This is a genomic window from Flavobacterium erigeronis (genome assembly GCF_054075165.1).
In genome coordinates this window covers 41885-65576 of record NZ_JBSKGP010000015.1, presented here as the reverse complement: position 1 = coordinate 65576, position 23692 = coordinate 41885, and the positions used below count along the sequence as shown (strand labels likewise).

Genomic DNA, 23692 nt, shown 5'->3' with positions numbered 1-23692 from the left:
TCCAAATATTCAAACCTAAAAAATAACTCAATTTATCTTCCGAACAGTCGGCCGAAAAAACCTCTATGTTCTTCTTCTCCTGCATCCTCTTCTTCTGTGTAAGTAGCAAACTTAGATTGTGATTTTTCGTGTTCGAAAATCAGCTCCTTAATATACTCAACGTACGTTCTCTTTCTCTCTTCTAAGAATCCAATTAAGTACTTTTCGCTAAATTCAACTCCGCTTGCAGCTTCAATCTGCAATAACTTTTTATACAAAGGCTCAATATGCATCGCAATTACTTCTTGCGGCACAGCTTGTCTTCTTCCGAAATAATTTACAATAACGTCGTTTTCGTCACGGGCGATTTCAAAATCTGTAATTACCCAATAATATCTTCCAGATTTTGCAAGATTTTTTACAATAGCGTGAAAGTTTTTCCCGTTTTTAAGATTCTCCCAAAGCACTTTAAAAATTACTTTTGGCATATCTGGGTGACGTATAATATTATGGGGCTGCCCCATTAACTCATAATCTTCGTAACCACAAACATCTACAAAAACTTCGTTGGCATATTCTATAATACCGTAAGCATTTGTTTTACTCATAATAACCTGAGTTTTATCCCAGCTTACTTCTTTGTCTATAATTACTCTGTTTTGAAGGTGATTTTCTTGATTCATATTTTACTGCTTATATGATTATTTATGGAATGGAATGTTGATCAACACTGCGAAATTAAAGCGAAGAAAAAACACAAAGCCTGACTTTTGTCATATTTTGACATAAAAAAAACTTTTAGAGGGTAATTATAAAAATCAATATCGTGGTACTGTTATTCTTTTACAAATAAGAAACAAAAAGTTAAATCTGTAACATTTTCAATCCGTTTTGCTTTTCCGCATTTCTACAAATACGTTATCTTTGCCAAAAAATTAAACGTATGAATTCTTTACAGACTATAATTGAACAAGCTTGGGAAAACAGAGCTTTATTGCAAGAAACTACAACTACTGATGCCATTAGAGAAGTTATCGAATTGGTAGACGCAGGAAAACTGCGTACTGCTGAACCAGTTGGAGACAAATGGCAGGTAAACGAATGGGTTAAGAAAGCGGTTGTAATGTATTTCCCGATTCAAAAAATGGAAACATGGGAATCTGGTATTTTTGAATACCACGATAAAATGTTGCTAAAAAGAAATTATGCTGAAAAAGGAATCCGTGTGGTGCCAAATGCTGTTGCTCGTTACGGTGCTTATATTTCTAGCGGTGTAATCTTAATGCCAAGTTACGTAAACATTGGTGCTTATGTTGATGAAGGAACAATGGTTGATACTTGGGCAACCGTAGGAAGCTGTGCTCAAATTGGTAAAAACGTACACTTAAGCGGTGGTGTTGGTATTGGTGGTGTTCTTGAGCCATTGCAAGCTGCTCCAGTTATTATTGAAGACGGTGCTTTTATCGGTTCTCGCTGTATCGTTGTTGAAGGTGTTCACGTTGGAAAAGAAGCAGTTCTTGGAGCTAACGTATGCTTGACAGCTTCTACAAAAATTATCGATGTTACAGGTGATGAGCCAGTTGAAATGAAAGGTTATGTGCCTGCTCGTTCTGTAGTTATTCCTGGAAGCTACACTAAAAAATTCGCAGCTGGAGAATACCAAGTTCCTTGCGCTTTAATCATTGGAACTCGTAAACCATCTACAGATTTAAAAACTTCTTTAAACAATGCGCTTCGTGAATACGACGTGGCAGTATAGATTTTAAAAAGATCCAAAATTAAAAATCCAAATTCCAATTGATTATCGATTGGAATTTGGATTTTTTTATTTGTAGTTTAATTATTTATTACTTTTTACTTTTTTGAAGTTTAATAAGTTTGGCATATTTCATATAAGAGAAAAAAGCCTGAATCATTGCGATTGATAATCCGTCAAGACCATTGAAAATTCCTTTTTTAAAGAAATAACAACGAATAAAAGCTACAGTTCCGTTAAGGACAGGTTTAAAAGCATTAATTCTTTTTCCCTGATCATATAATTGCTGGGCATGCCAGCCAGAATATTGGTTCTTTTTAGCAATAATCTGATCGAAAGAATCCCAACCGTAATGCAGAATGTGTACTGCAACTTTTTTTTCATTCTGAGTTACAATTTTCTGATGCACCTTAGAATCTGAAGGATGAGCCGTTTGTTTATTAAAAAAACGAACTTTATGATCTGGATACCATCCTGAAAAATCAATCAATTTATCAGCTAAAAAGTTTTTAACTCTAAAACTCATCGCATCATAGTTTCCTTCCAAATATTTTTTCTTTAGAATAAAATCTTCAGCATCTTTATCCAGAAACTCATCAGCATCAAGGTTCAAGATCCAGTCGTTTTTACAAAAAGGCAACCCGTGTGTACGCTGCGGACCATCTCCTAAAAATGCCTGCTGAACAACCTGCGCTCCTTTTTCTTTCGCTATTTCGACTGTACGATCTTTACTGAAAGAGTCTACAATAATAACTTCGTCACAAACTTTAAATAAGGCATCTATACATTTTCCAATGTTTTTTTCTTCATTGAAAGTAATAACCAAACCGCTAATTCCCATTGTTAATTTTAATTTGTTGAGCACAAAAATATAACTTTTTAATTTAGTTTAATCTTATTACCGCCATCACTTGTACACTTCGTAAAATAGTTTGTATTTTAGCCTCTAAATTGAACAAACCCCAGATGAGAATATTAGTCATTCAGCAGAAAAGAATTGGAGACGTTTTGACGAGCACAATTATTTGTAACAATCTAAAAGAGAAGTTCCCTGACTCTACAATTGACTATATGTGTTATCCTAATTCGATTGATGTTCTGAAAGAAAATCCGAATATTGATAACATTATTCCGGTAACTAATAAAATCCGAAAATCGACTTTTGGGTTTATTAAATTCATTTTTGAAATTCGAAGAAAAAAATACGATGCTGTTATTGATGTCTATAGCAAATTAGGAACTAATTTGATCACTTTTTTCTCTGGAGCAAAATATAAAGTTTCGTACCATAAATGGTATTCTAATATTTTTTACAATTACAGTTACGAGCGTTTTGACGCTATAAAATCAGAATATGGCTTGGCAATTGAAAACAGATTATTGCTTTTGAAGCCTTTTTTTACTGAAAAAATAACGAATGTAAAGCCAAAAATCTTTTTAAAAGATTCTGAAATTGCAGAAGCAAAACAGCTTTTAAGCAGCTACAATATAGATCCTGAAAAACCGCTGATTATGTTTGGAATTTTAGGAAGCGAGCATTACAAAACCTATCCGCTTGAAGGAATGGCAAAAATTATTGATTTTACAGTAGCCAAGACAAACGCTACTATTCTCTTTAATTATATTCCAAACCAAAAAGAGCAAGCTTTGGAGGTTTACAATTATTGTTCTGAAGAAACTAAAAAGCATATTATTTTTGATTTATACGCTACTGATTTACGTCAGTTTTTAGCAATATTGTCTCAATGCGAAATGCTGATAGGAAACGAAGGAGGCGCTGTAAATATGGCAAAAGCATTAGAAATTCCAACTTTTTCTATTTTTACTCCTTCTGTTCGAAAAGAAACATGGCAATTGTTTGAAAATGAAGCAAAAAATGTTTCGGTTCACTTAAAAGATTTAAAACCTGAAATCTACGAAAAACATACCGAACAATACATTAAAGATCACACTTTTGAATATTATGCTGAATATCCATTGGAACTTATGCTTAAAAAATTAGAGACTTATTTTCAAGAATATAAAAATTGAGAAAATAAAGGCCGCAACAATGAATAGTGAAAAGCAAAAATTATCAGTATTGATTATTACGCTTAATGAGGAACAGCATATAAAATCGCTTCTAGAAGATATTGATTTTGCTGACGAAATCATTGTTATTGATTCTTATAGTACCGACAAAACGATTAGTATTGTTGACTCTTTTAAAAATGTAAAACTCATTCAGAATACTTTTGTTGACTATACTTCTCAGCGAAATTTTGCTTTAGATCAAGCTAAAAATACATGGGTTTTATTTATTGATGCTGACGAGAGATTGACATCTGAATTAAAATCTGAAATTATTACAGCCATTGATTCTGAAAACGCCGCAAGCGCCTATTTTATCTATCGCATTTTTATGTTCGAAAATAGTAGACTGAATTTTAGCGGCTGGCAGACTGATAAAATTTTCAGACTTTTTAACAAATCAAAATGTCGATATAATGAAGAAAGAACCGTTCATGAAAAATTAATTGTAAATGGGCCAATTTCTGCTTTAAATAACAAAATAATACATTTTTCGTATTCTTCTTATTCAGATTATAAATCGAAAATGTATAATTATGGAATCCTGAAAGCCAATGAAAAATTTGCAAAAGGAATAAAACCATATTTCTTACTACAGATTTTACATCCTTTCTATACTTTTTTGTACCAATTTCTAATCCGTTTTGGCTTTTTGGACGGAAAGAAAGGCGTAACAATATGTTATTTGAATGCTTATAGCGTTTTTATTCGCTATAAAGAATTAAGAAGACTTACTTCTTCCAGAATTTAAGTTTCTTTTTCAGACGTTTTTTTCTATAAAACTTCTCTTGAAAATCGGAAGTTTCTTTCCATAAAGTTTCGAAAATCTTCTCTTCTGGTTGCGCGTTATAATATTTAGCATATTCGTTACTCATTGTCGCCACCATTTCTTTCAACGGAGTTAGTCGGCATAAGTTTTTCATACGCATTTCAAAAGACATAGCATCATGAAATTCCATTCTGTTCAAATCTACCAGAAAGAAATCATAATTTCCGCTGGCATTCTTTTTTATTAAAGTATTTCCTGGCGAATGGTCTAAGAATTCAATTCCTTTTTCGTGAAGATCAAAACTAAATTTGGTGAATTGTCTCAAAATATTGTCGCGATCTGGAAAATCGGGAATTTCTACCAATTCTCTATACGTAAGATCGCATTCTAGCTGCTCGCTCACATAAAAGCTTTTTTCTAAACCGATTAAAGACGAAAACTCGGCAAATGCAATAGGTTTTGGAGTTCCAACACCTAATTCCAGCAATTTATTTGCAAACTCAAAAGAGCGTTTTGCTTTTGATTTTCTGAAGTATTTATATGCAATTTTATTGATAAGATGCGGAACTTTAAACGATTTGATATTGATTTTTTTATCATCTAAATCAAAAAGTTTTATCTGATTGCGCTGGCCAATTACAAAGTCTTCTCCTTTTGTATTAAAAAAACGAATATATTCAAGAAGAATATTTTCAAATTTTTCATATCCGCGATTTAATCTTAAAATCATAAAAATTGTTTCAGCAAATTTAGCTAGTTTTACCAACTAATAAAAACTATTTTCAAGATAATGCATATTACTCTTATAAGTTTAGACAACTGGGGACTCAACAAACATATCGCTACTGACTTAGAAAAACAGGGCCATATTGTTCGTCATATTGACTTCAACACTTTCAAATACAAATATCCTTCTGTATTTCATAAAGCGTACAATGTGATCTTAAAAGCGTTCTTCAAAACAAACTTAAAACATCAGCATTACGGAAAAGAAATCGTCAATGAATTAAAGAAAAATGATCAGGTTCAAGATGTGATTTTAACAATAAAAGGCGATTTTATAACACCAAAAAGCATTTTAGAATTTAAAAATTACACTAAAAAATCGATTGGCTTTTTTAATGATAATATTTATCGCTGTCCAAAAATTAAAAGGGTTTTGCATTGTTTTGATGAAGTTTATTCTTTTGAAAAAGAAGACTGCGAAAATTTCAATTTAAAATTTGCTCCAAACTGGATTTACAATTCTGAAAACGCAATTCATACCGATCAATTCGAATACGATGTTTTCAATATCAGTTCGATTGACAAAAGGCTTCCGATTTTAAAAAGAATTGCGGCCAATTTGGCTTCGCAGAATGCAAAATTCAAATTCATTGTTTATGATAAAAAACAGCAGGACAATGATGAAAATATTACTTACATACGAAGCCACATGCCTTTGAGCGAAGTGAATGATTACATCAACCGCTCAAAAGTCCTTTTAGACATTAACCGACTTGGTCAAAACGGACTTACTTTTAGAGTTTTTGAAAGTTTAGGTTTAGAAAAAAAACTTATCACCACCAATGCGGATATTAAAAATTACGATTTTTATAACCCAAATAACATTCTAATTATTGATGAAAAAAACCCGTTCATTCCAATGGATTTTTTCAAAAACGAATATGAAAAAATTCCAGATGCGATTTTTAATCAATACACTTTAAAAGGCTGGACAAATCATGTTATACTAGAGAATAATACTTTATAATATTAGGCTCAAAAGTTTGGTCTTGTAAGATTCAATTTATTTAAGATAATTTTAACCGTAATATTTTTGCATGCAAAATCGGTTCACTATGTTTGCAAAAGTTTAAAAACTGTTAAAAAAATCCACAAATAAATTTATTTCCAAAAATGACATTTACTATTTATTTAGTTTTCATCCTATTTGCCTTAATTATTTCTGTACTGCTAACAAACAAATTGGTAAAAATAGATGTAGTAGATGTGCGTTATCCTGAAATTGATGGCTTAAGAGGTTATCTCGCTTTTTTTGTTTTCTTGCACCATAGCTATATCTGGAGATTTTTTCTTCAAAGCGGCGAATGGAATGAACCAAAATCCAATTTATTTAATCATTTTGGACAAACTACTGTTGCTTTTTTCTTTGTAATTACTGCTTTTTTATTCACTTTAAAATTAATAAACAGTAAAAACAAAAAAATCAATTGGAGAGCTTACATCAGTGCGCGTGCATATAGACTTTTCCCAATGTATCTCGTTTCTGTTGGCATTATCTTTTTTATTGCCGGTTATTTAACCAATTTCACCTCAAAAATTCCTTTATTCGAAAACATAAAAAGCATACTTTCATGGCTGTTTTTTAATGTTAAAAAAGGATTAAACATTAACGGATTAGAAGATAGCTACCTGCTAAACGCTGGCGTAACTTGGACATTGCCTTACGAATGGGCTTTCTATTTTTTACTGCCTCTTATTGCACTGTTTTTTAAAATCAAAATAAATTACAAGACATTAATACTATTTACTGCAACAGCTGCTCTTATCATGATTATAAACGGATCTTCTTTAAGGCACTTCTTCCCTTTTTTGGGTGGTATTATTGCAGCTGTATTAATTAATAAAAATATATTTGGAAGTGTTTTAAAACAGAAAAAATATACTTTTCTAGCTATTATCCTAATTGCATGCTCCATTTATTTCTTCAATAGCGGCAGAAAACCAATCCCGATCATTATCACATCGATAGTATTTATCATAATTGCATCTGGAAATAATTTCTTCGGAATTCTATCCAGTGCTTTTTCGCGCAAATTTGGACAAATTACGTATAGTATTTATTTGCTCCACGGAACTTTATTATTTGTAGTTTTCTATTTCATTATCGGATTTGAAAGAGCTAAAAAATTAACTGATTTTGAATTCTGGTCTATAATAGCATGCTGTGTTTTCCCGTTAATTTTTATCAGCCAATTGGCATTCAAATACATTGAGCACCCGATGATGGAATTGGCTAAAACAAAACTAAAATCTTCAGCCAAAAAATCATAAACATCTCTTTTTTTATTAGGTAATAGATTTTCTATTTACAAATACGATCAAAAGCAATTACAAGTAAAATTTATAACTTTGTAATCTTAAAAATAATTTGTCAAATGAACGAGGAAATCATCAACGCATACGAAATAATTAAAAATGGAGGTATAATTTTGTACCCGACAGATACGGTTTGGGGAATTGGCTGTGATGCCACCAATGCTGAAGCTGTTGCTAAAATCTACAAATTGAAACAGCGCGCCGAAACACAAAGCATGATTGTCTTGATGAATGGCGAAAAGATGATGTACAACGTATTTAAAAACATTCCTGAAGTGGCTTGGCAAATCTGGGAGCTATCTGATAAACCTACTACTTTAATTCTGGATGATGCTAGAAATGTTGCTCCAAATATTATTGCAGCAGACAAATCTCTGGGAGTTCGTCTAGTAAAAGAACCTTTCTGCTACAAATTGATGGAAAGAATGAAAAAGCCTTTGGTTTCGACTTCAGCCAATATTTCAGGACAGCCTACACCAATTGCTTTCAAAGACATTAGCCCGGAAATCATCAATGGAGTTGATTATGTGGTAAAACTAAACCAAGATAAAATAAACGGAAAATCTTCTACCATAATCAAATTAACCAACGACTCGCAGGTTAAAGTTATTCGTAAATAAATTTTAGATTGTAGATTTTAGAATTTAGAACTTAGATTAAAAAACTTAGGAGCTTAGAACCTTAGTAGCTTAGCATCAAACAGAACTCAAACTCTCAATCAGCCAATCGATATCTTCTTTGGTGTTGTAATGACTAAATGAAATTCGGAGATTTGGTAATTTTAAATCCGTCTCCGAAAGCATTTCGTTTAAAACATGAGAAGGTTTTATACTTCCAGATTGGCACGCGCTTCCTCTAGAAACCGCAATTCCTTTCATATCCAAACTAAAAAGCAGCATCGACGTTTTGTCTGATGAAAAAGGCAGAATGATATTGATGATATTATAGAAATCGTCTTTTTTTCCATTAATTCTAAAATCTGGAAAATGAAGCTCTAATTGTTCAATCAGATAATTTTTCAACTCTGAAATATAGGCTCTTTCTTCGTCTAGTTTTTCATACGAAATAGCCAAAGCTTTTGCCATTCCGGCAATCTGATGCACCGCTTCGGTTCCAGCACGAAGACCTTTTTCTTGTTCGCCTCCAAAAAGTAATGGCTGCAAACCAGAGTTTTTTCGAATAAAAGCAAATCCGACGCCTTTTGGTCCATGAAATTTATGAGCGCTAGCTAAAATAAAATCAACAGGAGTCTTTTGCAGGTCGATTTCCGTTTTTCCGATAGACTGAACCGTATCTGAATGAAATAAAGCGTTGTATTGCTTGCAAATCACTCCCACACGATCTAAATCTAAAATAGCTCCTGTTTCGTTATTTACATGCATTAAACTGACCAAAGTCTTTTTTTCTTCAGCCAATAAATTAGACAAATGCGTTAAATCTAAACTTCCGTCTGCATTTACCTTAACATAATCGACTTGAATATTATATTCTTCCTGCAGCACCCAAACGGTATGCAAAACAGCATGATGTTCGATTTTGGAAGTAATAATTCTTTCTACTTTTAAATCTTCAACAGCAGAGCGCAGAATCCAGTTGTCAGCTTCCGTTCCACCAGAAGTGAAAATAATTTCTTGAGCCGTGCAATTTAAGTGCTTTGCAATACTCTTTCTTGAAAGTTCTAATATTGTCTTACCATTTCGTCCAAAACTATGCGTAGACGACGGATTTCCGTAATCCTCAAGCATTATTTTTGTCATTTCCTGAATTACTTCGGGACGCATGGCAGTTGTTGAGGCATTATCTAGATATACTTTTTTCATTGTTGCAAAGTTAAGAAATATCAATTGTCAAATCTTAAATATCATTTGGCAATTTTTTCACTATTTTTGACCCAAATAATTTTTACGATGAAAAAATATGCTGCCCTCCTATTGTTTGCTCTTTTCTTGAATGGATGCGATGATGGAGATTTAACTGTAGACCAAATAGATTTTGCAGATGTTGAAAATTCTCAAGCCTGCGATCCTACAACAAATACTTTGATTTATAAACTAAAATCTCAAGAAGCATTATTGCTTCAAATGCCAGAAGGAGCAATTAAGAATGATCAAGGAACAAACATTTATACAATCGACTCAAAAGGTAGCGGTTCTTATCGTGTAGTTTATAGAGCCTATGACGGAACCGTTGCAACACCTAATATTTGCGGTGCAATTCCACCGACGACCCCAAGAGTAACTGAAGAATGGAATGGAATCGATGGAATAATTGAAATTGAAACGACTCAGCTAGTAGACTCAAGTGCAGTAGACGGAAGCACAAGAATAAATGGTTATGAGCACAGTATTATTTTTAGAAACATAACATTTGCAAAACCATCAGGAAATCAGACAGAAGCAGAATTTAAATTTGGAACATATAAGACTACCGTACCTACAGCCAATTTAACTTTCATAACGGATCCAAATAATGCTGCTCATGAATGTACCGACATAAAAAGGGTTTACAATTATAACGTTGGATTCTATTTATCAATTGATGATATTGATCCAACATTATTTGTCAATGAAGCTACTCCTAGCAACCAGCCACGTGTACGCTACATAACGGCTACTCAAAATAAAGTATTTTACAAAACCGCAAAAGAAGGTACTGGTACTATTACTGAAGGGTTTATTTGTGCCTCTCCACAACCAAGCGCACCAACAATTGCAGAAACATGGACTGGTCAGCTTGGTGTAGAAAATCAAAGCGGCATGATTGAAGTAACAACTACAGTAACTGCAGGAGTGTACACACACACAATCGTACTTAAAAATGTAATTTTAGAAAAAGGAAAGAGCAATTTTAAACTTGGAAGCAATTTCCTTCTTGGTAAAATAACTAGATAACAACCAACCAAAAGTATCGTTTTCTAAAAGAAATAGGCAGAAATAATTCTTACAAAAAAACGTCTGTTTTTTGAAATGATTTTACAACGAAATCAGGACAAAAAACAGACGTTTTTTTATGCTCTAAAATGAAGCTTGTGCAGTTAAGAAATACCTCTTTATTTATTGTTTTGCCTTATATAAACTTCAGTAGCACCAAGACCATATTTTTGATAATTGGCATCTTGAAAATCAATTCCGTCATAACGACCCAATAAAAAATCAAGTTCCGCTTTTAAAATTCCTTCACCAACACCATGAATAAAAACGATTTTCGGGATGCGGTTTCTAATCGCAAATTCGATATGTCTTTTTGCCGTTTCGGTCTGCAGTGTCAAAATATCGTAGTTGGACATTCCCCGTTTATTAGGAACCAATTTTTCGATATGCAAATCAAATTCTGGAACACCAAAATCGCGTTTTTCTTTCTTTTCTTTTACAAAACTTCTCGGTTTTGGCTCGATTTTATCTTTTGAAGCTTCATCTAAATCAATTCTTTTAATAGAATTCATTAAATCACTGGTTTCTTGTAGTTTAATTAATTCGTTGACTAAAAATGTCATCATGAATCCGTCCTCTGTTTCGATTAAAACTTCATTATTTTTAACCGAAACCACTGTTCCGTTTATGGCTTCGTCGAGTACCGAAACCTTATCTCCTTTTGTCAGCATCCTACTCTTCTTTATCGTTATGTTTACTTGGTGTTTTTGCACTCAGCTGCATCATTCCAGACATAAAAACCACAATTGCACCAATCATGATATAAATGTTTTTTTCTTCCGAAACCTGTTCGTATAACGCAACCGAAATCGCAAGAATCATTATTATAATTTTAAAAGTCTTCATCTCTTCCCTTTTTTAAGATTTCAAAAATATAAAACTTTAGACTACTACTTCTATAGTGCCTCAAAGCTTTGTCATATTTTTTTAGTAAAATTGCAAAAAGATCTGCCATGAGTTTAGAGAAATATATGATCCCCTGCCTGTTCAAAACCGTCTTTGGTTTTGACTGTTTAGGATGCGGATTTCAGCGGTCTTTATTCTTACTTTTTCAAGGCGAATTTTCAGCCGCTTTTAAAATGTATCCAGCGATTTTTACTTGTCTTTTACTCTTCGTTTTTATAGCTTTTCATTTCTTAGATAAATCTAGAAATTACAAAAAAATGATCTGGAAAATAGCAGTCGTAAATTTCATTTTCATGATTGGCGGTTATTATTTCAAACACTTTTATTTTTGATTTTAAAAAACAAATTCCAAATTTTTTAAATTCCAAATTCCAATATTTCATATTCATTTTTTGTCAAAATGACCTAACTAAGAAGCTTCACTTCGTGTCTTTACCTTATGTCAATACTTTGCGGGCTTCGACTTCGCTCAGCCTGACAAACAGAAAATTTTGGAATGGCTTCGGGATTGGAATTTGAAATTTCAAAAATTGGAATTTCAAAACCTTTATTTCTTAATCTGATCCAGAATATCATTCATCATTTCGATTTGAACTTTTTGTATTTCGATTAATTCCTGCTGCTGATGCATAATGAAATGATCGATTTTGTCATGAATTAATCTAATCTCCAATTCCGATTTTAGATTGATCATATAATCTTTTTTAGCTCGATTACGATCTTTTTCTTCCTGACGATTTTGGCTCATCATAATAACGGGCGCCTGCAAAGCGGCAACACACGACAGAATCAAGTTTAAGAGAATAAACGGATACGGATCAAAACCTTTGTTTAGAAAAATATAAACATTCGAGACAATCCAAATCGAAATAAAGATTACGAAAGAAATGATAAAAGTCCAGCTTCCTCCAAAATCAGCCACTTTATCAGCTACTTTTTGGCCTAAGCTTCGAGTTTCTTCCTCATCTTCAACAATACTTACGATCGATTTATCTTCTTTTAATGACGAAATAACGTTTTTCTCCATGGCAGAAAGCGCTCCAATTTCAGTAGAAAGATAATTGGAAATGTATTTTTGGCGGTACACATTCAGCTCGTTTATAGAAATGCAATCTTCTGCGCTAAAATCAGGGTATTCTTTTTTTATTAATCCCAAAATAGGATCATGAATTGCTCGTCCGTAAATTTTCTCATTTTCGCTTAAAGAAAGCCCAGAAATAGCACTTTTGGATGTTTCGTTTTTTTCCATTTTAAAATGTTTTGAAAGCTAATTTACGCAATTAACTTCTTAAGAATTGCATAAAAAAGAATGGTTTGAAATTCATTTTTTATCACAAATCTAACTTTGCAAAGAAAATTTCTTTAGTTAAATCGTGATTTTATTTCCAAAAAACGCCTTACTTTTAACGTTCCAAAATTATTCATTCATTTTTACCATTGTGACAAAAGACACTATCATACAAAATATAAGAGCTTTAAAGAGCCATTCACACATAAATTACGGCATAAAAACCAAAACAGAAGACTTTACAGAAAAGCTTTTTTACACGCTGTTTGATTCGAATGCGGCGCTGGACGAAAGCATTGACGAACTAGAATTTCGTTTTAAAGAAATTGCTGTTTTGGCTTGCAAAAAACCTCAAAATTTATGTGAATCTATTTGGGACCGATTTCTAGAAAAACTTCCTGGAGTTTTAGAAAAGCTAAATCAGGATGCCGAATATATTCTTGAAAACGATCCCGCTTCAAACAGCATTGACGAAGTATATCTGGGTTATCCTGGGTTTTATGCCATCGCTATTTATAGATTGAGCCACGAACTATACCATCTTGATTTATTACTTTTTTCTCGATTAATGAGCGAATATGCGCATAGAATTACGGGTACCGATATTCATGCCGGTGCTGATATTGCATCGCCATTTTTTATCGATCACGCAACAGGAATTGTGATTGGTGAAACTACGGTTATCAAAAAACACGTAAAAATTTATCAAGGTGTTACGCTTGGCGCTTTAAGTGTAAGCAAAGAAATGAAAAATGCAAAAAGACACCCAACTGTTGAAGCGAATGTTTGCATTTATGCCAATGCTACGATTCTAGGCGGAGAAACTGTAATTGGCAAGAACAGTATTGTTGGAGGAAATGCGTGGATTACAAAATCGATTCCAGAAAATTCTATCGTGATGAATACCACGACTACTGAAGTTAAAATAAAAGAAAAAAAATAACATGAATTCACATAAATTATTAAACCTAATTGGCAATACTCCGTTAATGGAAACGGTCAATCTAGTTAAAAATAAAAATGTAAAACTTTTACTGAAACTGGAAGGAAATAATCCTGGAGGGAGTGTAAAAGATAGAGCAGCATATAATATGATTGCCACAGCATTGGAAAGAGGCGACATCAAAAAAGGAGACAAATTAATTGAAGCAACCAGCGGAAACACTGGAATTGCTCTTGCCATGATTGCGCAATTATTTGGCATCGAAATCGAATTGGTTTTACCTGAAGATTCTACAAAAGAGCGTACTCAGACTATGCGTGCTTATGGCGCTACCGTTATTCTTACGCCTGCAAGCGAAGGAATTATCGGATCTAGAGATTATGCAGATAAAAAAGTAGCACAAGGTGGTTATTTGATGCTAAATCAGTTTACTAATGACGACAACTGGAAAGCACACTACAAAACAACTGGCCCTGAAATTTGGAACGACACTGACGGAACGGTAACTCATTTCGTTTCGGCTATGGGAACAACAGGAACCATTATCGGAACTTCTACTTATTTAAAAGAAAAGAATCCAAATGTACAGATTGTTGGCGCACAGCCAAGCGACGGTTCTCAGATTCCTGGAATCCGCAAATGGCCACAAGAATATCTTCCTAAAATATTTGATGCTTCTAAAGTGGATACGGTTGTAGATGTAAGCGAAGAAGAAGCGCGTGCCATGACCAAAAGATTAGCCCTTGAAGAAGGCGTTTTTGCAGGAATGAGCAGCGGAGGCTCTGTTGCCGTTGCCCTAAAAATCGCCGAACAATTAGAATCTGGAGTTGTCGTTGCCGTTATCTGCGATAGAGGCGACAGATATTTGTCTTCGGATTTATTTGACTGAGAAAGAGACAAAGGTGCAAAGTGACAAAGATCCAAAGTTTCTAATCTTTGTCACTTTGCCTCTCTGTGACTTTGAACCTTAAAAGAAAAAAAACATGCACTACAGAAAACTAGGAAAAACAAACTTTAATATCTCTGAAATTTCTCTTGGGACTTGGCAGGTTGGCGGGAAATGGGGATCGGGCTTTGATGATAAAACGGCCGACGAACTTTTGAATACAGCCATCGATAATGGCGTAAACTTTATTGATACTGCCGATGTTTATGAAAACGGATTAAGCGAAACTGCTGTTGGAAGAGTCGTTCGTTCTCGTTCTGAACGAATTTTTGTAGCTACAAAATGCGGGCGCCAGATCAATCCGCATGTTAATGAAGGATATACGCCAAAAGTGCTTCAAAAATTTGTTGAAGACAGTTTAAAAAGAACCGGATTAGAAACGCTTGACTTAATTCAGCTGCATTGTCCACCGACAGAAGTTTATTATCGCCCAGAAATATTTGAACTTTTTGACCGATTAAAAGATCAGGGAAAAATCCTTAATCTTGGCGTAAGTGTGGAAAAAGTCGAAGAAGCTTTAAAAGCAATTGAATATTCTAACGTAACAACGGTTCAGATTATTTTCAATTTGTTTCGCCAGCGTCCTTCTGAATTATTTTTCGCGGAAGCAAAAAAGAAAGACATTGGAATCATAGCGAGAGTTCCACTAGCAAGCGGGCTTTTAACTGGTAAATTTGATTCGAAAACCACTTTTGACTCTCAGGATCACCGTAATTTTAATCGTAACGGAGAAGCTTTTGATAAAGGGGAAACATTCTCTGGAATTGATTACGAATTAGGTTTAAAAGCTGTTGAAGAATTAAAAGCACTATTCCCAGAATCAAAAAACCTGGCAGCAATTGCACTTCAGTGGATTTTAAGTTTTGATGAAGTAAGCTGTATTATTCCAGGCGCTTCAAAAGTTGAGCATGTTCTTTCTAATTTATCGGTTTACGATACTCCAAAATTAACTTCGGAGCAGATTAGCGCAATGAACAAAATTTATACTGATCTCATCAAACCTTCTGTTCATCAGCTTTGGTAGTTTTTTTTTAAAAAGTTCTAAGCTACTAAGATGCTGAGTTACTAAGCTCTTTAGTTTCTTCTTAGCAGCTTAGAACCTTACCATTCCTTAAGTGTTTTTTTCTTACAACTTCTACGCAACCTTTTCTTTATCAGCATATCTAATAATAAAACTAATCATAAATCATTAACCATGAAAAAACTAAGTTTTATTTTATTAGCTGCTGCGCTCGCCTGCTTTTCCTGTAGCAACGATGACGGTACAACACAAGAAGAAGACAACGCAAAACTTGAAAGTTTGTACAACGACATTATTACCTATTCAAAAGTTGACACCGAACCCTGCTCCAATCCTGAAGAATGGGGTTTTGTAAAAATGTATGACACCCCTTGTTCGCCAACTGGAGGATTTATTTTATATTCCAAAAAAGTAGATTTGGCTGTTTTGGAGAAAAAAATTAAAGAGTATAATGCATATAAAGCATACATTAATAAGAAATGGGGCTTTTATGCAGACGTAATGCCTCCTTGTACAGACCCAAAGGTTCCGACAGGTGTAAAATGCATTGATAATAAACCGCAATTATATTTCGGTTTTGTTTTATATTAAAATGAAAAAGCTGCTAAGAAAATATCTTAGCAGCTTTTTTATAAAAATTAGACATCAAATTCAATTCTAAATTCAGCGCCTTTATTTTTTCCATCACTCGATGCAGTCAATCGTCCATTATTTCTTTCAATAATCTTCTTGCACAAATAAAGTCCGATTCCGGTAGAACCTTCACTTGCGGTTCCGAGTCGGCTCATTTTGGTGAATTTTTTAAACAGTTCTTCAATCTGGTTTTTATCAAATCCAATTCCGCTGTCCTTAACTGTAAAAATCAATTTTGAATTTTGAGAAAAGATTCTGACTTTGATTTCACTATCAAAATAAGAAAACTTAATCGCATTGCTTATTAGATTTACCAATACCTGAACCAAAAGTCCCTCGTCTATTTTCAGTTTTGCTTCGACACATTCTACGGCCAAATCAAGCTTTATATTTTTATCAAATAAACGCTGTTCTACTTGCTCATTTATAAAAGGAATAATAGTCGAAAATGAGATTTTTTTAACCTCATGATTTACTTTTGCAATTTCGTCTTGTTCCTTTAGCAATTTAATAAAATTTTCGATGTATCTAAATTGAAGATCTGTCGATTCACAAATTAATTCGGCTAGATTTTTAACCGATTCAGACGGATTTTCACTTATAATCAGCTTGGCCAAACCTTGCGGATTTCCTGCAAAATTCTTCAAATCATGCGAAAGCATATAGATAAGATCCTGTTTTTCGTTAATAAAATTCTCGGCCTCATTAATAGATTCCTGTATGTTGCACAAAAGCAATCCAGCTTCGTCTGTGTATCCCGTAGGCAATGCAGAAAGTTTTCTTGAACTTCTGTAATCATCTAAAGCTCTTGAGGCTGTTGCAATTGGTTTTATAAGCCTGTTTAAAACCAAAAGCGTTACTGCCGTTGCCAGCAATGTCATAATTAAAGAAAAAACAAGAATGGATGCCGATGATATCTTATGTTCGAAAAATAAAACAAAAAACAAGATTCCGATTAAAGGAATATGTATACCGATAAAAGCAACAAATAAAAATTTAAAAGCATAACTTTTTTTAAGAAAGCTGATTTGTGAGAGTTTATGATACAACTTCATAAAAAGAAATGGATGTGTAGGTTAATATGCAATTTTATTGGGGTTATTACGAAAACAAAATTAAGTTTTATACCCAATTAAACTAATATTTTGAAGAATTTCTAAATTTTTTCTAAAATTAAATTTGTAAAAGTTTTCAAAGGCTTATTTTTGCGCTATGGGAAGAAAAAATACAGACAAAATTGTCTTTCATCAAATTCAAGTTCTTGATGCTGGTGCTAAAGGAGTTTCAGTAGCCAAAGCACCTGACGGAAAAGTAATCTTTATTCCGAATGTGGTACCTGGAGATGTTGTAGACGTGCAGACATTAAAAAAAAGAAAGGCTTATTACGAAGGTAAAGCTGTAAAATTTCATGAATTATCTGAATATAGAGTAGATCCAATCTGCGAACATTTTGGAGTGTGTGGAGGATGCAAATGGCAAAACATGAAATACAGCCAGCAGCTTGCATTTAAACAAAATGAAGTTAAAAATCACTTACAAAGAATAGGAAAAATTGAACTTCCAGAATTTGAAGATATTTTAGGTTCTGAGAAACAGTTTTTCTATAGAAATAAAATGGAATTCTCTTTTTCTAACAGCCGTTGGCTTACTGAAAAAGAAATTGGAAGCACAGAAGATTTAGGTAATAGAAATGCTTTAGGTTTTCATATCCCTAGAATGTGGGACAAAATTCTTGACATCAACAAATGCCATTTACAGGAAGATCCTTCAAATGCCATTCGCAACGAAATCAGAGCTTTTGCAAACGAACATAATTTAGCGTTTTTTAATCCAAGAGAACATTCTGGATTATTAAGAACGGTAATGATTCGTACTGTTTCTACTGGAGAAATTATGGTTCTGATTCAGTTTTTTGAAGAAGATAAAGAAAACAGAGAATTAATTCTAGACCATTTATACGAGAAATTCCCTCAAATTACTTCATTACAATATGTTGTAAACGGAAAGCCAAATGATACGATTTACGATCAGGATGTTGTGCTTTATAAAGGAAGAAACTACATTCTGGAAGAAATGGAAGGTTTAAAATTTAGCATTAATGCAAAATCTTTCTACCAAACCAATTCTGACCAAGCTTATGAATTGTACAAAATAACTCGAGATTTTGCTGGACTTACCGGAAATGAAGTAGTTTATGATTTGTACACAGGAACTGGAACTATTGCTCAATTCGTTTCTAAAAAAGCAAAAAAAGTAATTGGAGTAGAAAGTGTTCCTGAAGCAATTATTGATGCTAAAGCCAACGCAGAACGCAATAATATTACAAATTGTGAGTTTTTTGTTGGTGATATGAAAGTGGTCTTTAATGAAGCTTTTATTGCTCAGCACGGAAAACCAGACGTAATTATTACAGATCCGCCTCGTGATGGAATGCATAAAGATGTTGTGGAACAGATTTTAAAAATTGCTCCAGAAAGAGTCGTTTATGTAAGCTGTAATTCTGCAACTCAAGCACGTGACTTGGCTTTAATGGACGAAAAATACAAAGTAACTCGTGTTAGACCTGTAGATATGTTTCCGCAGACGCATCATGTTGAAAATGTTGTACTTTTAGAACTTCGATAAAAAATACATGAAAAAAATAATCGCTATTTTACTGCTCTTTACTTTTGGCTTATCCAGCTGTGAGAAAGATGATATCTGTGATGCTAACACACCAACTACACCAAGATTGGTGATTACGTTTTATGATAGTGCTAATCCGACAAAAACTAAAAATGTAACCAATCTACAAGTTATTGGTGAGGGAATGGAGCAGGGAATTGTTTTTAACGAAAACCTTGCTGTTGATGACACGTTAAGATATGTAACCAACGGAAGCCAAGTATTACTGCCATTAAAAGTAAATGATAGCACCACAACTTTCAAGCTTACTTTTGACTCTTTAAACACAAATCCTGCTGCGGTTAATACTGATGTGCTTAAATTTAACTATACCACACAAAATGTATATGTTTCAAGAGCTTGTGGCTTTAAAACTATTTTCCAGTTAAATAACACCGATCCTTTTATTCGTACTGATCCTGATGGAGATACTGTCTGGATGACTAGAATTGATTTAGAAAACCCTAACATTGAATCTGAAAATGAAACACACATTAAAGTTTATTTCTAGCATTTCATTATTGTTTTCAATGTTTTTAGGTTATGCTCAGGATGTGCCTGAGATTTCTAAAAATTTGGATTCAACAGTGACCCAAAAACCAAAGACAGAAAAGGTAAAAACGGCTAAACCTGAAATTAAGGAAACTCCTAAGGAAATTCTAAAAGACAGTGTTGTAAAAACAGATCGCTACGGACTTCGTGTTGGTGTTGATCTATACAAACTTACTCGCGGACTATATGACAAAGATTATAAAGGAATCGAGTTTGTTGGAGACTGGCGTTTAACAAAAAAGTATTATTTGGCAGCTGAGTTGGGTTTTGAAGACAAAACTACAGAAGACGATCGTTTGACTTCTTCAGCTACTGGAACTTATGTAAAAGCAGGTTTTGACTATAATTTTTACCAAAACTGGCTAGACATGGAAAACCTGATCACGATAGGAATGCGTGGCGGATTTAGTACTTTTAGTCAAGAACTGATTAATTATAAAATCTACAATCCAAATCCGTATTGGGGAGAATTGCCACCAATAAATGAAGGTCAAAAGTACAGCGGACTTACAGCTGCTTGGATTGAAGTTGCATTAGGATTAAAAGCGAAAGTTTTTAATAATGTATTTGTTGGCTTTGGTGTCCAACTTAAACTTTTGGCTATGAATAAAGAACCTGGCAATTTCGAAAATCTATATATTCCAGGATTTAATAGAACGTACGACGGAAGTTTTGGTGTTGGATTCAACTACACGGTTTCTTACTTTATTCCGATTTACAAGAAAAAAACAATGGCATCTGAAAATGCCAAAATAGAAGAAGCTAAGAAGAAGAAAAAGTAGTTTTTTAGCTACTAAGATACTAAGGTGCTAAGGAACTAAGCAAAAAAGCCTCAAATTCAAGAAATTGAATTTGAGGCTTTTCTGTTTTACGACACTAAAAGAAAACTTAGGACCTTAGCACCTTTTTTCAAGCTAACTGAAAGTTAATCGCTGCTTTTGTGTGTATTAGAGTAGTATCAAAAATAGGAACATTTAAATCGCCTTCTTTTATTACCAGCGGAATTTCGGTGCATCCTAAAATAATTCCTTCTGCACCATTTTTGATTAATTCGTTTGCAATTTCCAGATAGCGTTTTTTCGTTTCCTCAGTTGCAATTCCTCTTCCTAATTCTTCAAAAATAGTGTAGTGAATAAAATCTTTTACTTCTTCACTTTGTGGAATTATAGTTTCAATTCCTTTCTCGGCAAGTTTGTCTTTAAAGAAATCTAATTCCATTGTAAATTTCGTTCCCAGTAAACCTACTTTTTTGATTTCTTTTTTCTGGATTTCTATTGCTGTTTCTTCAGCAATATGAATAAGAGGAATACCAATTGCTTGCTGTAGCTTATCAGCAATTAAATGCATGGTATTGGCACATAAAACGATAGCTTCTGCCCCACCCGATTTTAAAACTTCTGCAGCTTTTAAAAGCATAGTAAAAGTCGAATCCCAGTCGTTGGCATCGTTATTCTTTTTAATATCGGCATAATTAAAAGAGTAAATTAGACACTCAGAGAAATTTAGTCCACCGAGTTTTTCATTGATTCCTTTATTAATTAAAGTATAATAATCTGATGTAGAAACCCAGCTGATTCCGCCAATAAGTCCAATTTTCCTCATATAACCATTTTTATATTATTGAATTTCTTTAATTCCTTTTATAAAAAGCCATTTCATAAAAAGCTTTTCACCGTCTTTAGTTCTCACTGCCTGAAATTTAGGCCCAACAATAGTTCCAATTACAAAAGCCGTCAGCGGAATCCAGATTCCCGTTAATCCCGTATAAGCTGCAATTAAAAATCGAAATGCAATAAACAAGATTGCAAAAGCTGCTAATTGATATAAAAAAGCTCGTAGTTGTAGTTTTGACATTTTTTTTATTTTAAGTTGCAAAGTTACAAAGGTACAAAGAGGCAAAGTTTTTCTTTTGCTTCTTAAACTTTAAACATCTGAACTATTAGTTAATTATATTTTTAAAAATCAAATTTTCAAGACAAAGTTTTCACTTTGCCTCTTTGAACCTTTGTTTCTTTGTCACTATTCAGAAACTTGAAACTTCGTTCTCTTACTTCCTTCGTACATTTCGTATTTTACCAAACGAGCTTCAAGACTTCCGTTGAAAAGTTTGATTTTTCTTGAAGGTTTTAATCCTACGAATTTTAAAGCTTCTAGATTGGCTGTAATAAACCAAGCATTTGTTCCTGGATAGTTTTTCTTTAAAGTGTCTCCAATACTAGCGTAAAATCGTTCCATATGAATATCTAAACGCTCATCATAAGGCGGATTGAAAACAATATGAAGCTTACCTTCTGTTTCTTTTTCTGTATCGAAGAAATTTTCTTCTTGTATAGAAATATAATCCTCTAAATTGGCATTTCTAATATTGTCTTTGGCTTTGCTGACAGCACTTGGCGCTTTGTCAAAACCTTTAATTGTATAATGAAACTCTCTTGTTTTTTTCATCAAACTGTCAACAATAGTATCAAAAAGATCATTGTCCCAATCTTTCCATTTTTCAAAAGCAAATTCTTTTCTGTTGATGTTTGCCGGAATGTTGCAGGCAATCATTGCTGCTTCTGCCAAGAAAGTTCCAGAACCGCACATTGGGTCTAGAAAATGAGTTTGTCCATCCCAGCCTGACAATAAAAGAATTCCAGCTGCCAAAACCTCATTAATAGGCGCAATATTGGTAGCCGTTCTATAACCACGCTGATGCAGTGAAGCTCCAGAAGTATCTAAAGCGACAGAAACCTGATCTCTATCGATATGGATATTAATACGTAAATCTGGATGCTGTTTATCGATACTAGGTCTTTGCCCCGTTCTTTCTCTAAACTGGTCTACAATCGCATCTTTACATTTCTGAGAAACAAATTCAGAATGATTGAAATAAGTAGAATGCACGGTTGCATCGATCACAAAAGTCTGATTGGCATTTAAATATTTCGACCAGTTCATGCCCGAAATACCTTTGTACAAAGCCTGCTCATTATTGGCTCTAAAAGAATAAATTGGTTTTAAGACTTTAAGTGCAGTACGCAGAGATAAATTGGCTTTATACATAAAACCTTTATCTCCTTTAAAGCTCACCATTCTCACGCCTTTTTCAACATCCTGAGCCCCAAGTGCGCGCAATTCGTTTTCTAATATTTCTTCAAAGCCAAAAAAACATTTGGCAATCATTTTAAAATTTTCTTCCATTTCTTTTCAATTAAAAAAAGCCAATCGCTGTTACCTATGATAGCGAAATAGTTATTTTTCGGCAAAAATACACTAAATTTGCCGGACTTTGAATTAATTGAAATAGAATAAATGTCTCAAAAGCATAACGAATCCATCCCGAATCAAGAAGACGACAATCAAAACTGGTATTCTTCATGGTTTGATACGCCATATTATCACATTCTTTATAAGGATCGAAATTATCGTGAAGCTCAAATTTTCATGGACAATTTAACGCATTATCTGAACTTGCCTGAGAAAGCAAAAGTTTTGGATTTGGCATGCGGAAAAGGACGCCATTCTATTTATTTAAATCAGTTGGGCTACGATGTTTTAGGAGCCGATTTGTCTGAGAACAGCATTGCCGAAGCCAGCAAAAACAGCAACGAAACACTTCATTTTAAAGTGCACGACATGCGCGAGCCTTTTGAAGAAAAATTTGATGCTATTTTCAATCTTTTCACCAGTTTTGGCTATTTCGAAAGCGACGATGACAACCTTACGACTTTAAAAGCAATTAAAGAAAGCTTGTCTGAATATGGATTTGCCGTTATTGATTTTATGAACGTGGCAAACGTTATTGAAAATCTGGTTCCTGAAGAGGTAAAAACCGTTGATGATATCGATTTTCACATCAAAAGATATGTTGAAGACGGACATATTTTAAAAGAAATTGATTTTGAAGACCAAGGCCGAAAATATCATTTTACAGAAAAAGTAAAAGCACTAACTTTGAAAGACTTTCAAGATTTAATGGACGAAGCGGGAATTTTCCTTCTAGACATTTTTGGAGATTACAAACTCAAAAAATTCCATAAAACAGAAAGCGAAAGATTAATCATGATTTTTAAATAGAATTCATTTACACCAAAGAATATTTTAACACATAGAAACTATGCTTCTACGTGTTAAGAAAATCACTAGTATTT

At 33.5% G+C, this 23692-nt stretch carries 27 protein-coding genes; 16 read left to right on the top strand and 11 right to left on the bottom strand.

The window, feature by feature from the left end:
- Nucleotides 1-32: 32 nt before the first annotated feature.
- Nucleotides 33-662: a PAS domain-containing protein gene (locus ACWA1F_RS23550; RefSeq protein WP_456897432.1), complete on the bottom strand. Its 630-nt coding sequence runs from the start codon at nt 660-662 to the stop codon at nt 33-35.
- 260 nt (nt 663-922) lie between these two features.
- Here ACWA1F_RS23550 and ACWA1F_RS23545 point away from each other — a divergent pair, with 260 nt between their 5' ends.
- A complete protein-coding gene (locus tag ACWA1F_RS23545; RefSeq protein ID WP_456897430.1) occupies nt 923-1738 on the top strand; it encodes a 2,3,4,5-tetrahydropyridine-2,6-dicarboxylate N-succinyltransferase in 816 nt (271 codons plus the stop codon).
- An 88-nt stretch (nt 1739-1826) separates the two neighbouring features.
- Here ACWA1F_RS23545 and ACWA1F_RS23540 read toward each other — a convergent pair whose 3' ends face one another.
- Nucleotides 1827-2576, bottom strand: coding sequence for a glycosyltransferase family 2 protein (locus ACWA1F_RS23540; RefSeq protein ID WP_456897497.1), 750 nt, complete (start codon nt 2574-2576; stop codon nt 1827-1829).
- A 125-nt stretch (nt 2577-2701) separates the two neighbouring features.
- Between ACWA1F_RS23540 and ACWA1F_RS23535 the strand changes: the two genes are divergently transcribed.
- The gene (locus ACWA1F_RS23535; RefSeq protein WP_456897428.1) at nt 2702-3766 is read left to right on the top strand and encodes a glycosyltransferase family 9 protein; all 1065 of its coding nucleotides are present in this window, start codon (nt 2702-2704) and stop codon (nt 3764-3766) included.
- A 19-nt stretch (nt 3767-3785) separates the two neighbouring features.
- Complete coding sequence (locus ACWA1F_RS23530; protein WP_456897426.1) at nt 3786-4556, top strand: glycosyltransferase family 2 protein; 771 nt, start codon at nt 3786-3788, stop codon at nt 4554-4556.
- Here the strand turns inward: ACWA1F_RS23530 and ACWA1F_RS23525 are convergent.
- Nucleotides 4537-5304, bottom strand: coding sequence for a lipopolysaccharide kinase InaA family protein (locus tag ACWA1F_RS23525; protein WP_456897424.1), 768 nt, complete (start codon nt 5302-5304; stop codon nt 4537-4539). The two genes, ACWA1F_RS23530 and ACWA1F_RS23525, sit on opposite strands and share 20 nt — an antisense overlap.
- 60 nt (nt 5305-5364) lie before the next feature.
- Here ACWA1F_RS23525 and ACWA1F_RS23520 point away from each other — a divergent pair, with 60 nt between their 5' ends.
- The 3 genes from ACWA1F_RS23520 (at nt 5365) to ACWA1F_RS23510 (ending at nt 8296) form a co-directional block, all read left to right on the top strand.
- A complete protein-coding gene (locus ACWA1F_RS23520; RefSeq protein WP_456897422.1) occupies nt 5365-6327 on the top strand; it encodes a CgeB family protein in 963 nt (320 codons plus the stop codon).
- A 146-nt stretch (nt 6328-6473) separates the two neighbouring features.
- On the top strand, nt 6474-7631 hold the full coding sequence (locus ACWA1F_RS23515; RefSeq protein WP_456897420.1) for an acyltransferase family protein: 1158 nt from the start codon (nt 6474-6476) through the stop codon (nt 7629-7631).
- Nucleotides 7632-7735: 104 nt separating this feature from the next.
- On the top strand, nt 7736-8296 hold the full coding sequence (locus ACWA1F_RS23510) for an L-threonylcarbamoyladenylate synthase (protein ID WP_456897418.1): 561 nt from the start codon (nt 7736-7738) through the stop codon (nt 8294-8296).
- A 75-nt stretch (nt 8297-8371) separates the two neighbouring features.
- On the opposite strand, the gene ACWA1F_RS23505 is transcribed toward ACWA1F_RS23510, so the two are convergent.
- Nucleotides 8372-9496 carry a cysteine desulfurase family protein gene (locus tag ACWA1F_RS23505; RefSeq protein ID WP_456897416.1) on the bottom strand — a complete coding sequence of 375 codons (1125 nt, stop codon included), beginning with the start codon at nt 9494-9496 and terminating at the stop codon, nt 8372-8374.
- Between the two features lie 87 nt (nt 9497-9583).
- Between ACWA1F_RS23505 and ACWA1F_RS23500 the strand changes: the two genes are divergently transcribed.
- Entirely contained in the window at nt 9584-10567 is a 984-nt protein-coding gene (locus tag ACWA1F_RS23500) for a hypothetical protein (RefSeq protein WP_456897414.1), read from the top strand.
- A 158-nt stretch (nt 10568-10725) separates the two neighbouring features.
- On the opposite strand, the gene ACWA1F_RS23495 is transcribed toward ACWA1F_RS23500, so the two are convergent.
- Both ACWA1F_RS23495 and ACWA1F_RS23490 read right to left on the bottom strand, forming a co-directional pair.
- Nucleotides 10726-11277: a Smr/MutS family protein gene (locus ACWA1F_RS23495; protein WP_456897412.1), complete on the bottom strand. Its 552-nt coding sequence runs from the start codon at nt 11275-11277 to the stop codon at nt 10726-10728.
- 1 nt (nt 11278) lies between these two features.
- Nucleotides 11279-11452 carry a hypothetical protein gene (locus ACWA1F_RS23490; protein ID WP_456897410.1) on the bottom strand — a complete coding sequence of 58 codons (174 nt, stop codon included), beginning with the start codon at nt 11450-11452 and terminating at the stop codon, nt 11279-11281.
- Nucleotides 11453-11559: 107 nt separating this feature from the next.
- Between ACWA1F_RS23490 and ACWA1F_RS23485 the strand changes: the two genes are divergently transcribed.
- Entirely contained in the window at nt 11560-11844 is a 285-nt protein-coding gene (locus ACWA1F_RS23485) for a DUF2752 domain-containing protein (RefSeq protein ID WP_456897408.1), read from the top strand.
- Nucleotides 11845-12059: 215 nt separating this feature from the next.
- On the opposite strand, the gene ACWA1F_RS23480 is transcribed toward ACWA1F_RS23485, so the two are convergent.
- Entirely contained in the window at nt 12060-12761 is a 702-nt protein-coding gene (locus tag ACWA1F_RS23480) for a DUF1003 domain-containing protein (protein WP_456897406.1), read from the bottom strand.
- Nucleotides 12762-12951: 190 nt separating this feature from the next.
- On the opposite strand from ACWA1F_RS23480, the gene ACWA1F_RS23475 reads away from it, so the two are divergent.
- From ACWA1F_RS23475 to ACWA1F_RS23460, 4 genes are all read left to right on the top strand, one after another.
- The gene (locus ACWA1F_RS23475; RefSeq protein WP_456897495.1) at nt 12952-13743 is read left to right on the top strand and encodes a serine O-acetyltransferase; all 792 of its coding nucleotides are present in this window, start codon (nt 12952-12954) and stop codon (nt 13741-13743) included.
- Between the two features lies 1 nt (nt 13744).
- Nucleotides 13745-14632 carry a cysteine synthase CysM gene (gene cysM, locus ACWA1F_RS23470; protein WP_456897404.1) on the top strand — a complete coding sequence of 296 codons (888 nt, stop codon included), beginning with the start codon at nt 13745-13747 and terminating at the stop codon, nt 14630-14632.
- 94 nt (nt 14633-14726) lie between these two features.
- Nucleotides 14727-15713, top strand: coding sequence for an aldo/keto reductase (locus tag ACWA1F_RS23465; RefSeq protein ID WP_456897402.1), 987 nt, complete (start codon nt 14727-14729; stop codon nt 15711-15713).
- Between the two features lie 171 nt (nt 15714-15884).
- Nucleotides 15885-16301 (top strand): hypothetical protein, encoded by a 417-nt coding sequence (locus tag ACWA1F_RS23460; protein ID WP_306159788.1) that lies wholly within the window; start codon nt 15885-15887, stop codon nt 16299-16301.
- Between the two features lie 47 nt (nt 16302-16348).
- Here the strand turns inward: ACWA1F_RS23460 and ACWA1F_RS23455 are convergent, their stop codons facing one another.
- The gene (locus tag ACWA1F_RS23455; RefSeq protein WP_456897400.1) at nt 16349-17224 is read right to left on the bottom strand and encodes a sensor histidine kinase; all 876 of its coding nucleotides are present in this window, start codon (nt 17222-17224) and stop codon (nt 16349-16351) included.
- Between the two features lie 331 nt (nt 17225-17555).
- On the opposite strand from ACWA1F_RS23455, the gene rlmD reads away from it, so the two are divergent.
- From rlmD to ACWA1F_RS23440, 3 genes are read left to right on the top strand one after another with little or no spacing between them, the layout of a single operon-like run.
- Complete coding sequence (gene rlmD / locus ACWA1F_RS23450; protein WP_456897398.1) at nt 17556-18968, top strand: 23S rRNA (uracil(1939)-C(5))-methyltransferase RlmD; 1413 nt, start codon at nt 17556-17558, stop codon at nt 18966-18968.
- Nucleotides 18969-18975: 7 nt separating this feature from the next.
- Nucleotides 18976-19518 carry a DUF6452 family protein gene (locus tag ACWA1F_RS23445; protein WP_456897396.1) on the top strand — a complete coding sequence of 181 codons (543 nt, stop codon included), beginning with the start codon at nt 18976-18978 and terminating at the stop codon, nt 19516-19518.
- Nucleotides 19490-20341 (top strand): DUF6048 family protein, encoded by an 852-nt coding sequence (locus ACWA1F_RS23440; RefSeq protein ID WP_456897394.1) that lies wholly within the window; start codon nt 19490-19492, stop codon nt 20339-20341. Before ACWA1F_RS23445 ends, ACWA1F_RS23440 begins: the two co-directional genes overlap by 29 nt.
- Nucleotides 20342-20468: 127 nt before the next feature.
- Here ACWA1F_RS23440 and ACWA1F_RS23435 read toward each other — a convergent pair whose 3' ends face one another.
- From ACWA1F_RS23435 to ACWA1F_RS23425, 3 genes are all read right to left on the bottom strand, one after another.
- Nucleotides 20469-21161, bottom strand: a complete 693-nt coding sequence (locus ACWA1F_RS23435) for an aspartate/glutamate racemase family protein (protein ID WP_456897392.1) — start codon at nt 21159-21161, stop codon at nt 20469-20471.
- A 15-nt stretch (nt 21162-21176) separates the two neighbouring features.
- Nucleotides 21177-21413, bottom strand: a complete 237-nt coding sequence (locus tag ACWA1F_RS23430) for a hypothetical protein (RefSeq protein WP_125719469.1) — start codon at nt 21411-21413, stop codon at nt 21177-21179.
- Between the two features lie 165 nt (nt 21414-21578).
- Complete coding sequence (locus tag ACWA1F_RS23425) at nt 21579-22742, bottom strand: THUMP domain-containing class I SAM-dependent RNA methyltransferase (RefSeq protein ID WP_456897390.1); 1164 nt, start codon at nt 22740-22742, stop codon at nt 21579-21581.
- Between the two features lie 111 nt (nt 22743-22853).
- Between ACWA1F_RS23425 and ACWA1F_RS23420 the strand changes: the two genes are divergently transcribed.
- A complete protein-coding gene (locus ACWA1F_RS23420) occupies nt 22854-23618 on the top strand; it encodes a class I SAM-dependent methyltransferase (RefSeq protein ID WP_456897388.1) in 765 nt (254 codons plus the stop codon).
- Nucleotides 23619-23692 lie beyond the last annotated feature (74 nt).

Excerpts from the sequence above, each read along its gene's own strand:
- ACWA1F_RS23550 (WP_456897432.1), bottom strand. The coding sequence starts at position 662 with ATGAATCAAGAAAATCACCTTCAAAACAGAGTAATTATAGACAAAGAA.
- ACWA1F_RS23545 (WP_456897430.1), top strand. The coding sequence starts at position 923 with ATGAATTCTTTACAGACTATAATTGAACAAGCTTGGGAAAACAGAGCT.
- ACWA1F_RS23540 (WP_456897497.1), bottom strand. The coding sequence starts at position 2,576 with ATGGGAATTAGCGGTTTGGTTATTACTTTCAATGAAGAAAAAAACATT.
- ACWA1F_RS23535 (WP_456897428.1), top strand. The coding sequence starts at position 2,702 with ATGAGAATATTAGTCATTCAGCAGAAAAGAATTGGAGACGTTTTGACG.
- ACWA1F_RS23530 (WP_456897426.1), top strand. The coding sequence starts at position 3,786 with ATGAATAGTGAAAAGCAAAAATTATCAGTATTGATTATTACGCTTAAT.
- ACWA1F_RS23525 (WP_456897424.1), bottom strand. The coding sequence starts at position 5,304 with ATGATTTTAAGATTAAATCGCGGATATGAAAAATTTGAAAATATTCTT.
- ACWA1F_RS23520 (WP_456897422.1), top strand. The coding sequence starts at position 5,365 with ATGCATATTACTCTTATAAGTTTAGACAACTGGGGACTCAACAAACAT.
- ACWA1F_RS23515 (WP_456897420.1), top strand. The coding sequence starts at position 6,474 with ATGACATTTACTATTTATTTAGTTTTCATCCTATTTGCCTTAATTATT.
- ACWA1F_RS23510 (WP_456897418.1), top strand. The coding sequence starts at position 7,736 with ATGAACGAGGAAATCATCAACGCATACGAAATAATTAAAAATGGAGGT.
- ACWA1F_RS23505 (WP_456897416.1), bottom strand. The coding sequence starts at position 9,496 with ATGAAAAAAGTATATCTAGATAATGCCTCAACAACTGCCATGCGTCCC.
- ACWA1F_RS23500 (WP_456897414.1), top strand. The coding sequence starts at position 9,584 with ATGAAAAAATATGCTGCCCTCCTATTGTTTGCTCTTTTCTTGAATGGA.
- ACWA1F_RS23495 (WP_456897412.1), bottom strand. The coding sequence starts at position 11,277 with ATGCTGACAAAAGGAGATAAGGTTTCGGTACTCGACGAAGCCATAAAC.
- ACWA1F_RS23490 (WP_456897410.1), bottom strand. The coding sequence starts at position 11,452 with ATGAAGACTTTTAAAATTATAATAATGATTCTTGCGATTTCGGTTGCG.
- ACWA1F_RS23485 (WP_456897408.1), top strand. The coding sequence starts at position 11,560 with ATGAGTTTAGAGAAATATATGATCCCCTGCCTGTTCAAAACCGTCTTT.
- ACWA1F_RS23480 (WP_456897406.1), bottom strand. The coding sequence starts at position 12,761 with ATGGAAAAAAACGAAACATCCAAAAGTGCTATTTCTGGGCTTTCTTTA.
- cysM (WP_456897404.1), top strand. The coding sequence starts at position 13,745 with ATGAATTCACATAAATTATTAAACCTAATTGGCAATACTCCGTTAATG.
- ACWA1F_RS23465 (WP_456897402.1), top strand. The coding sequence starts at position 14,727 with ATGCACTACAGAAAACTAGGAAAAACAAACTTTAATATCTCTGAAATT.
- ACWA1F_RS23460 (WP_306159788.1), top strand. The coding sequence starts at position 15,885 with ATGAAAAAACTAAGTTTTATTTTATTAGCTGCTGCGCTCGCCTGCTTT.
- ACWA1F_RS23455 (WP_456897400.1), bottom strand. The coding sequence starts at position 17,224 with ATGACATTGCTGGCAACGGCAGTAACGCTTTTGGTTTTAAACAGGCTT.
- rlmD (WP_456897398.1), top strand. The coding sequence starts at position 17,556 with ATGGGAAGAAAAAATACAGACAAAATTGTCTTTCATCAAATTCAAGTT.
- ACWA1F_RS23445 (WP_456897396.1), top strand. The coding sequence starts at position 18,976 with ATGAAAAAAATAATCGCTATTTTACTGCTCTTTACTTTTGGCTTATCC.
- ACWA1F_RS23440 (WP_456897394.1), top strand. The coding sequence starts at position 19,490 with ATGAAACACACATTAAAGTTTATTTCTAGCATTTCATTATTGTTTTCA.
- ACWA1F_RS23435 (WP_456897392.1), bottom strand. The coding sequence starts at position 21,161 with ATGAGGAAAATTGGACTTATTGGCGGAATCAGCTGGGTTTCTACATCA.
- ACWA1F_RS23430 (WP_125719469.1), bottom strand. The coding sequence starts at position 21,413 with ATGTCAAAACTACAACTACGAGCTTTTTTATATCAATTAGCAGCTTTT.
- ACWA1F_RS23425 (WP_456897390.1), bottom strand. The coding sequence starts at position 22,742 with ATGGAAGAAAATTTTAAAATGATTGCCAAATGTTTTTTTGGCTTTGAA.
- ACWA1F_RS23420 (WP_456897388.1), top strand. The coding sequence starts at position 22,854 with ATGTCTCAAAAGCATAACGAATCCATCCCGAATCAAGAAGACGACAAT.